1 pseudogene is annotated in these 476 nt (G+C 72.7%); it reads left to right on the top strand.

Going from position 1 to position 476, the window contains the following annotated elements:
• Positions 1–203, top strand: a pseudogene (locus tag FV223_RS29775) (ABC transporter permease); the annotation flags it as partial.
• Positions 204–476 lie beyond the last annotated feature (273 nt).

The raw sequence follows: 476 nt of genomic DNA on the forward strand, positions 1-476 counted from the left end.
CCGCGGCGCTCGCCGCCTTCGCGCTGGCCGGGCTGCTCGCCCGCACCTGGCGCTCGGGGCCGGCGGGCGACGAGGTCGAGGCTTTGTTCGGCGCCTTCCACATCGGCTGGCGCGGCTATGCCAGCGTGATGGCGATCGGCGTCATCGCCTCGCTCGTCACCGCCGTGATCTCCCGGCTGACCGTGCGGCGGTTCCTGGCCTGAGTCGCGCGTTCGGCCGGTCCGGCACCGCGCCCCGCCGGGCATCGGAGACGAACGGTTCCGAAAATCCCCGTGATCGGAAGTGCTTGGCTGTGCGTTAACCCTGCGGAAAGGATTTGCGTCCGCAAATGCCGCCTCCGCCCCGCCGCAATCGGCGCTATTCTCCCGGAGCATGACCACGCGTATGGCGCGCGCCTTCGATCCGAGACAGGCCGGCCCCGGCGCCGAGCTCACGGGCTGGGCCTGGGACGCCCGCCCGAGGGCGATGCCGGCGGC

Origin of the sequence: Methylobacterium sp. WL116 (assembly GCF_008039455.1) — a bacterium.
In the GTDB taxonomy this organism is placed as follows: Bacteria; Pseudomonadota; Alphaproteobacteria; order Rhizobiales; family Beijerinckiaceae; genus Methylobacterium.